This is a genomic window from Clostridium sp. CTA-7 (assembly GCF_054768095.1).
In genome coordinates, this window is sequence record NZ_BAAAAV010000005.1 from 215,645 (window position 1) to 225,474 (window position 9,830).

At 28.3% G+C, this 9,830-nt stretch carries 10 protein-coding genes; 2 read left to right on the top strand and 8 right to left on the bottom strand.

Annotated elements, in window-relative coordinates; translation table 11 throughout:
- The first annotated feature begins 373 nt into the window (after positions 1-373).
- Together ACYUEX_RS12130 and ACYUEX_RS12135 are read left to right on the top strand one after the other, a co-directional pair.
- The gene (locus ACYUEX_RS12130) at positions 374-862 is read left to right on the top strand and encodes a prolyl-tRNA synthetase associated domain-containing protein (RefSeq protein WP_460288420.1); all 489 of its coding nucleotides are present in this window, start codon (positions 374-376) and stop codon (positions 860-862) included.
- A 263-nt stretch (positions 863-1,125) separates the two neighbouring features.
- Positions 1,126-1,419 (top strand): hypothetical protein, encoded by a 294-nt coding sequence (locus ACYUEX_RS12135; protein WP_460288422.1) that lies wholly within the window; start codon positions 1,126-1,128, stop codon positions 1,417-1,419.
- A gap of 556 nt (positions 1,420-1,975) precedes the next feature.
- Here the strand turns inward: ACYUEX_RS12135 and ACYUEX_RS12140 are convergent.
- The 8 genes from ACYUEX_RS12140 to ACYUEX_RS12175 all read right to left on the bottom strand — a co-directional run.
- Positions 1,976-2,518, bottom strand: coding sequence for a UBA domain-containing protein (locus ACYUEX_RS12140; protein ID WP_460288423.1), 543 nt, complete (start codon positions 2,516-2,518; stop codon positions 1,976-1,978).
- A gap of 364 nt (positions 2,519-2,882) precedes the next feature.
- On the bottom strand, positions 2,883-3,428 hold the full coding sequence (locus ACYUEX_RS12145) for a hypothetical protein (protein WP_460288424.1): 546 nt from the start codon (positions 3,426-3,428) through the stop codon (positions 2,883-2,885).
- Between the two features lie 215 nt (positions 3,429-3,643).
- Positions 3,644-4,987, bottom strand: a complete 1,344-nt coding sequence (locus ACYUEX_RS12150) for a dicarboxylate/amino acid:cation symporter (protein WP_460288425.1) — start codon at positions 4,985-4,987, stop codon at positions 3,644-3,646.
- 372 nt (positions 4,988-5,359) lie between these two features.
- Positions 5,360-5,830 (bottom strand): methylated-DNA--[protein]-cysteine S-methyltransferase, encoded by a 471-nt coding sequence (locus ACYUEX_RS12155; protein ID WP_460288426.1) that lies wholly within the window; start codon positions 5,828-5,830, stop codon positions 5,360-5,362.
- A 1-nt stretch (position 5,831) separates the two neighbouring features.
- Positions 5,832-6,392: a bifunctional transcriptional activator/DNA repair enzyme AdaA gene (locus ACYUEX_RS12160; RefSeq protein WP_460288428.1), complete on the bottom strand. Its 561-nt coding sequence runs from the start codon at positions 6,390-6,392 to the stop codon at positions 5,832-5,834.
- Between the two features lie 24 nt (positions 6,393-6,416).
- Positions 6,417-7,085: a DNA-3-methyladenine glycosylase family protein gene (locus ACYUEX_RS12165; RefSeq protein WP_460288430.1), complete on the bottom strand. Its 669-nt coding sequence runs from the start codon at positions 7,083-7,085 to the stop codon at positions 6,417-6,419.
- Between the two features lie 376 nt (positions 7,086-7,461).
- Entirely contained in the window at positions 7,462-9,258 is a 1,797-nt protein-coding gene (locus ACYUEX_RS12170) for a YcaO-like family protein (RefSeq protein ID WP_460288431.1), read from the bottom strand.
- A 105-nt stretch (positions 9,259-9,363) separates the two neighbouring features.
- Positions 9,364-9,830 (bottom strand): hypothetical protein (locus ACYUEX_RS12175; protein WP_460288432.1); only part of this gene is annotated, 467 nt, incomplete at its 5' end.

Here is a 9,830-nt window from a genome sequence, read left to right on the forward strand (position 1 = left end):
AATTTTCACCATTCTTATTTAACGTAACAACTGAAAAGACGAATGATTTATTAAAACACTGTATTATTCAAATTTGAATTTTACAGTGTTTTTACGTCGTAATTCAAATACAATGTGAACTAATAACTTGTTATACACTTGAAAGTGTATAAAATGAAAGGAGGTAAACTTTAGTAAGAGCTTGGTACTTATAATACACTTTCTTACTAAAGATAAATTACGAATTAGTTAATAAAATATGTTCTTTGAAAATTGAATAATATGGTATTAAAATATGCTATAATTTATTTAAAAACACAGAAAATCTTGGGTTTGAATGGAAAATGAAACAATAATAAATTTCATGTGTTGAGATGAATGGGGGCATACGAAAATGTTAAAAAAGTCAAAAGAAGTTTATGATTTCTTAAATAGGATGGAGATTAGGTTTAAACTTATTGAGCATAAGGCAGTATATAATATTGATGAGATGATGGAACTTAACTTGCCTCACACCGATGTTATAGCAAAGAATCTATTTGTTAGAGATGATAAAAAACGTGATTATTATCTATTGGTTATCCGGAAGGAAAAGAAGGTTAACTTAAAAAAGTTAAAAGAGAAAATTTGTTCAAGACCTCTTAGCTTTGCTTCTGAAAATGATTTAAATTATATTTTAGGGCTTTCTAAGGGTTCTGTAACACCCTTGGGTATAATCAATGATGATGAGCGAAAAGTAAAGGTAATACTAGATACTACATTTAATGAAAGTCTTATAGGGATTCACCCAAATGAAAATACAGCAACAATATGGCTAAATGTAATAGATTTAGTGAGGATAATTAAACAGCATGGTAATTCTGTAGAGTTTATAGAAATTTAAGGCCTTAAATTTCAGTTTGTTAATGAGTTTCTTATTCGTACATTATTGAGCTTGAAAATAAATAACATATTAAAATACCGTATTATTCAAAATGAATATGTGGTATTTTTTAGTTTGCAATTCTAATATATTATGAGTGGACTACATAAGTAATCCACTCTATATAAAATATGTTCTTTGAAAATTGAATAGTACGTTATTGGGAGAATATGTTATAATTAATTCGTGATAGTATTATATTATTAATAAAAAAGGAGTATAATATGAAAACTTGTAGCAAATGTAAAACTAAAATTAATTTTATAACAATACTAAAATCAAGTTATAAAGAAGAAGGATTAATAGAATGTGATAAGTGTCATAGTAAATTTAAAATAAAATGTTATCTGCTTATTGTGATAATTCTTATTGCCTTATGTTGTATTACTATGAATTATTTAACTAGATATTATCCAACTACATTAATAAATAATATTATAAGAATTACAATAGCTATAATTGCTGTCATTTTGGTATACACTGAACTTGCACTTCTACTTCCATGGAAAGAACAGTAGTAATAATATATTTATTCATAATTATGAATTTATTACGAATTAGATAAGAAAATTGTTCTTCGAAAATTAAATAGTACTGTATTGTAAAAATATGTTATACTCAACTCGGAATTATATTATTTTTCGAATTATATAAATATAAAAAAGGAGCAATGAAAGTGGTAATAGCTATAATATCATGTTCTTTATCTCTGCTAATATTTAGTTATTTGTTCTATTGGCTAAACTGCAGTAAATTGGAGTTATTTAAGCAATTTCAAAATAAAATCGATACTTTGAATAAGAAGAAGAAAGATAAATTTAAATTAATCATTTTCATATTTACATTTATTGTAATGTTCTTCTTGTTGGTTATTAATGTTAATGACATTATAATTGGCTTTATTGTAGGAATTATAATTTCGTTTAGAGATATATGCTTTAGAAATACTTTTATAGAAATTTTAAAAAATGAGCAATAATTTTAATATATTACGAAGATAAAATTAAATATTAAATTGCTAAAAATACCATATTATTCAAAAAGAATATACGGCATTTTTTAATTAACAATTTATTATTTTTCATAACCTTCCTTAAAATCATTTTTAATAGTATCTGCTGATTCTGATGCCTTTTCAAAAACATTATTTACTCCATCATAATTAATGTTAGATCCACCTAATGAGTATTTATATCCACAGAATAATCCAATTACTAATAATACTATAGTTGGTACAGATAAGAATATTAATAAAAGTATTGATATTGTTAATGATACTCTTATTGGCTTTTCATTTTCTTTTTTAATCTCAAAATAGTTATTATTTGCTTTTTTTATAAACTTACCTATAAATTTAAATACTCTACCAATAATTTCTCCAATTCCACCATATCTTTCTTCACGTTTTTTACTATTTTCCTTTTTATTTTGCTTTTGTTCTTCCTCTTTAACTTCAATTATTGTAGTAGCTTCATTATTTTCTACTTTTCCACTTCTTTCTAGATATATAATAGAATCTACAATATCCCAGTTACATTTTTCTAATACTTCTATTGCCTCTTCACGAGTTACATTAGCCTTTGCAATTATAATTTCAATCATTTCGTTTCTTTCCATTTGATTTCCCTCCATGTATTTGTTAATCATTCATCATGGTTATATAATACTTTTAGAAGATTAATCTAAAATATAAGAAAGATTAAAATTAGATTAAAATTTACTATTTAGTAAAGATAATATTTAATGACTAATTTTCTAAATCTATAAATTCTACAGTAACTAAATTTAATATTATCCTTTATCACTATTTTATGAAAAAAGGATGGTCACTACTAATTTGCAATAACCATCCATAAATTCTTTTTAATTTATCTTTTGAAGTTTGAGGGATTTATTTGTCATGCAAAATTTTTAATAAAATATTTTTTAATATTTTACTTAACATTGATTAGCTGATTTTATTTTCAATTAATTTTTATACTTAGTCACTTAAATATCTAAACTCTATACTAGTTAAAAGTAATGCACCAGCAAAGTCATTATTAACTGCAATACGAGCGACGCTCAACAATGCAAAATCTTCTGCTCTAATAATATTGTCTAAGTCGAACTCTAAAACATAATGATTATATTGAAAATTGCCTGGTGAGTTTTGAATTGGAATATTACCACTATTATTAACCATTATATTAGCTGCATTTACTACACCATTAGCTCTAGCGAACAATGATGAAAGCCTAATTGCAAACCTATTTCCATTTGGTGTATTGGAATTATCAGTTAACAAATGAACAAATACTTTAGCTTTTTGATGTCTATTACGAGCATCTTTTGGTACACTAAAAGTTAATGAATACTCATCTGTATCACCTTGAGGTAAAAGCCATCCCAATATTCTAATACTAGAATTAGCGCTTCCAAGTGGTACAGTATCAGGAATACTCTCTTCAGCGTCATTAATTGTTCCTGCATTGAATATTAATGATTTAAACTCTTGTGATTCTCTATCATAACAATAATCTGACATATTAAGTTACCTCCTTACTCTTTTTAATTTATAATATAGTATAATATATTATATTTCACATTAATCATTATGTTACTAAATATAGTAAGTAAATAAATACCCTTTTTTAGACGAGCCTATAAACTACTATATATGCTTATAACATTAAAATGCACACCATTACTCTTTGAAGTAATGGCGTGCATTTATTTCATTCATATATAAAATTTGATAATTTAATTAGCGTTATAAATTTCTTCATCTAACATACCTTCAGATTTCGCAACTACAACACTTGTTGCTGCATCTCCTACTACATTTAAAGATGTAACAAGCATTTCTATTGGTCTATTTATAGCAAGTATTAATGAATAAGCAAGTATTGCTCCCTCATTGTTATATCCCATTCCTGATAATACTGTGAAAAGTATTATAGCTCCTGCTCCTGGCGCAGCTGGAGTACCAACTGATGCTATTAAGGCTATTAATGCAATAATAATTATGTTTCCTATTGTTACATTATAACCTGCTGATGATGCTATAAATATAGTTGCAATAACTTGCATTATAGCAGTACCATTCATATTAACAGTCATTCCAAGTGGTAATATAAATGAAGCTATATCCTTATCAACACCTAGTTCTTCGGTTGTAGTTTTTGTATTTAAAGGCAATGTTGCTGCTGAAGATGATGTTGAGAATCCGAATAAAGCAACCTTACCTATTTTCTTTACAAATTTAATTGGGTTAAGTCTAGCCCCTATAGCTACAAATATTGCATATCCAAATATTAAGAATAATAATAAAGTAACTATTGTAACTACTACATACACTAAAGCCGGTTTTAAATTATCTACACCATATATTGCAAAAGTTCTTGTTATAAGAACAAATATTGCTATTGGTCCAAATTTAGTTATTACAAAAGTTAAAAATACAGTAATAATAGAATTAACTTCTTCTAATACAGTCTTTAAAACTTTTATCTTATCTCCTAAGTTATTAATACATAAACCTGTTACTACTGCTATAAATACTACTGCCAGTACTTCACTATTCTTTGAGAAAACAGATAAAATATTATTAGGTATTACATTTACTATTACAAGTAATGGATTTGTAGAACTTGCTACACCTGCTTTCGCTGCAACATTTTCTACATTAGCTGCAAATAAACCTAAGTTTTTAATTGTAAACCCTATTACTCCAGCTAATGCTAATGCAAAGAATGATGTTATTAAAAAACCTGATATAGTTTTAAAGGAAATACGTCCAAGTTTCTTAGTATCACTTATTTTACACATAGCTAAAGCTATAGAAGTAAATACCATTGGTACAATTATAAGTTGAAGTGAGTTAACAAATAGCTGACCTATAATATAAAATATGCCTAAAGCACTTGTTGCCCCTTCTGCTGATATATCTTGGAATAAAATACTATTTATCTTTCTCCAAATATCTGCATTTCCATTTGCAATTAGATTTTCTCTTAGTAATAAGCATCCTATACCTACTACTAACCCTAAGACTAAAGCAATTGCCATTTTTACAGCTACTCTGTTATTATTGTTTACTTTCATGTTACCTTCTCCTAATTAGTTATTTCCCTATTTGTGAGACCTAAACAACTACATAAGGTTTAATATACTTAACTTATAACTTTCTTATTATTCTATTTTTACTTTTATTTATCTAAGTAAAAAAGCCTTCCTAATAAGGAAGGCTATGATAACTCTCTCATTTGCTTTTTATTGTATTTTACACACAATTAAAAAGATAAAATTTATAAGTATACTATAACTTCCTTGCTGATTTCTCGAATCAATTTAAAGGGATTTTTTCTTATACTACCATTCAATATAATGCTTGTCAATCATTGTAGAAGCTATTTTGTTTACTTATAAATAAGTTTAAATTTTCTAAATATTTCTTAATTTACTAAATTACTTTGTTTATAATTTATCTTTATACTTCCTTTCTAGTTCTAATAATGTTGTTTTCATTTCTAATCCACCTACATAGCCTACTAATGATCCATTGGCCCCAATCACTCTGTGACATGGTACCACAAAAAGCAGACGATTCCTATTATTCGCCATACCGACTGCTCTACTTGCCTTTGGATTTCCTACTACAATTGCAATGTCTTTATAACTTCTTGTTTCCCCATAAGGAATATCACAGAGTGCTTTCCATACTTTCCTTTGAAAATCAGTGCCCTGCATCTTATATGGAAAGTCAAATCCTTTTCGTTGTCCCTCAAAATATTCTGTAAGCTGCGAATAAGCTAAATCACTCAATTTTGAAGTAGTTCCTCTATTATTTGTATTTTCATGCGTTTCTAAATCCATATGGATAATAAATTTATCTGTATAGCCAATTTTCACTGTTCCAAAATGCGTATCATAAATCGCATAATCCATATCAATTCTCCTCCTTGCCCAGTAATTCTTTTCGGTACTTAGCTGGTGACGTTCCAGTATACTTTCGAAAGAAGCGATAAAAAGCTGATAAACTCTCAAAACCAACTTCATATGCTATCGTAACAATATCATCATCCATATTCCGCAATTTTTTCTTTACCTGATCTAGTCGTAATGAATTTGTATATTCTAAGAGTGTAATTCCATACTCTTCCTTAAATATTTCGGCTATACGGTGATCTGACACTCCAAGTTTCTTTATTTCCTGTTCTAACTTGTCTCTTGTATGAAAATACTGCTTAATAATCTTTCTTGACTGTTTCGCAATATCCTTTACCGGGTGATATTCCAACAAGTCCGGCCTACAGCGCTTGCAAGGTCGATATCCAGCTTTCTTTGCATCCTTACCATTTTCATAGAATGATACGTTATCTCTTAATGGCAATTTAGACTTACAAGATGGACGGCAAAAGATACCTGTTGACTTGACCGCATAAAAAAAGATTCCATCATAATTTTCATCATTATTTGATACTGCTTTCCATTTTTCTTCCACTGTCATAACTCACCTCGCTTTTTAAGTAATTCATTTTTTCTTTTGAGTAGGTTTACGTCTAGGAGCATAGTCCTTCATTTCATCGATTGCGCCACCAGCAATATCCCATAGATAAAGACTTGCCACAGTTCCATATGGGCTATATCTGCGTCTATATTTCTCAAATTTAATCTTATCTACATTTCTATGATGATATAGCATTCGAAGCCCCCTATGTATTGCAAGATCTCCATAACTCATCACATCTGGTCTTTGCATACAGAATATCATAATCATTTCTGCAGTCCACCTTCCAATTCCTTTCAGTGCTGATAATTCTGCAATAACTTCTTCATCACTTTTGTTGTTCAGTTCTTCTATATTGAATTCACCAGACTGTACCCTGTCCGCAAAGTCCTTGATATATTCTGCTTTCTTAAAAGTCATTCCAAACCTTTGAAGTTTATTAATATCAGTGCCACAAATAGTTTCTACTGTAATCTCATCCAGAGCCTCATTCATTCTTTTCCATATAGTTGCTTGGGCTGTAGTCGAAATCTGTTGTCCTATGATGTGATGTACCACTGATGAAAATAAATCAATATCTACTTCTCTATTAATATGACCTATTTTATCAATAGCCACTCCAAATGCTCTATCCTTACTTTTTAAGTAGTTTATCTCATTATCTCCATATTCAAAATACAAAAAAATCACCATCCTTAAGTTTTCTGATATCTATCATTATTGTAACACTTAGTCGGTGATTATTCTTCCTATATTTGTACATTCAATTCTATAAAAAAATATAAACTAATGAAAACTTTGTATCCAGTTTACCTTATGCAATTCTAAAATGGTTTTCTATTGCTGTTTTTAATACATTTTTATAGTATTTATAAATATAACTTCTTTCTATCAAATACTTACAAACTAAAATAACCCACGAAAATCTAAATTTTAGATTTTCGTGGGTTCCATGTTGGAGACGAAGCACTACCTTTAAAATCAACTAAATTTTTAGTGTACGATTTAATCTGAATGATTAAGTTATTTATAAAAAATGTATTATGTTTTTAAATTCTGTATCTAATATCTACTCCATTTGATTTAAATCATATCTATCTTTTAAAACCATAAATATTCTATCATGCTCCTTGCTGAAACACTTATTCGAATAAGGACATTTATTACAATTCCAACAGGAAATAGGTTCAAAACTATCTATAGCCTTACTATTATCATAAAAATTATCAACAACATCCTTTATTATTTCTGTTGAATAAAAATTCTCTAATAATTCTATATTTTCATTTAAATTAAACTTAGATGCCCTATTACCAATAAAGTCTCTAACACATCTAAAATATGTGTTATTATAAATATCTAGAGTGGGGTTATTTAATCCTTTTATAAATTTATCTATATAGTTAAAGCTATTTTCAAATTCACTATTTCTATAACATAAAACGCACTTCAATAACTCTATATCAGAGTAATACCAATCAAAGTTATCTATCATATTTAAATTTAATATTCTTGGAATTGATAATTTATTTTTTATGTTTAAACTATTTAGGGTGTCTACTAAATAGTTACATTCACTAGAACTTAAACTATTAATATTTCTTAAGTATTTTTTTATGCTAACAAATTTAATATAACTATCTAATGCTTCAATATCGTCTATTGATTCAATTTCACTAAAACCTGGAACAATTACATGATAACTAGGAAATCCTAAGAATGAGACATCTCTTACAAAAACACAATATCCCTCTTTTTTTAAAATATCTAAAAGATATTTTAACATATCTGAATTTTCATTACTATCTACACTTAAAAATCCATTAAATTCATAACTATGATTACTTGAAAATAACTCCTTATGGTAAACTCCTGAGCCATTTACCAATATCCCAATCATATTATTATGAAGATTCTCAACTTTAGGAATAGAAGAAAACTCTGTAACTCCTTTAAGCATTTTCGCATGTTGCCCTTGTAATAATTCCGTAAGAGTTCTTTGCAAAGCTATTTCAAACTTAGGATGAGCCCCAAATTTCACAAAATACGTTTGATTAAATCTATTAATAACTATTACTCCTATTACTGGATAACCTTTTCCTAATGAGCAGTCTTTAACTATAACTTTATAATTTCCAGACTCTTCTAGTTCATTTATCATTTTATTAAGTAATGGATATTTAGCTATATAATTTTTAGGAATATCAGGTGGTATAATATTTTCCATTAATATTTTTTTATTTACATATCTTTCAAAAATTTCTGATAACCCTTGAACTAAAGCCTCTTCCCTTGTATTCCCCGCACACATTCCATTAGACATATACATTTTAGATACCATCTTTATTGGTATATATGATTTCCTTTTACTATGTAGATTCTTATATGGAATACATATAAAATCCTCATCAAAATCTTCATAAGCTATTTGCATCCATTTTTTTATTAAACTTTTTATATCAATCTCTTTTTTTATTAATTTATCTTGAATTTTAAACCATTCATTATCAAACTTTACTATCTGGTCTAATGACATCTTTTTTTCATCTGGACAATAATAGAACTCCTTATATTTAAGAGCTCTCGGACTTACATCGACAGATAATTTAAAAAACGCTTGATTTTGAAGTCGCTCCATTAACTCTCCATAAGCACTTGCTAGAGCATATGACGGAGTTATCCCTTTACCATTAGTACTTAGATTAGTATTGTTAATCCTTATATTAACTGAGTAATAATTTTGAAGTGAATTATACCAATTATTTTCAGATATATTTATTTCAATTTCATTTAATATATTTTTTATATTAGCTATAGTAGCATCAGGATCACTATCTTTTAAATTTACATCTTTGTATCTAATCATCATTTTACCTCGATATTTAATTTTCAAAATATTAGCTATTTCTATAAATTAATCAAGCTTATTCATTACAAGGTACTTATATAATACCTTGTAATGTAGATTGTCTTAATATAATCTTTCTGTATCTTTTTTCTTTTTATTAATCTCCTCCATTTCTGACATTCCCTTCATACCTTGCATTCCCTGCATATCTTTCATGCCTTGCATTCCTTCCATTCCGCACATACATTTCATGCCATGCATTCCATGCATGCCATGCATTCCATGCATTCCGTACATACCTTTCATGCCATGCATTCCACACATACCTTTCATGCCATGCATTCCATCCATTCCGTACATACCTTGCATTCCTTGCATTCCCTGCATTCCCTGCATTCCCTGCATTCCTTGCATTCCCTGCATTCCCTGCATTCCCTGCATTCCCTGCATTCCCTGCATTCCCTGCATTCCCTGCATTCCCTGCATTCCTTGCATTCCTTGCATTCCCTGCATTCCTTGCATTCCTTGCATTCCTTGCATTCCTTGCATTCCTTGCATTCCTTGCATTCCTTGCATTCCTTGCATTCCTT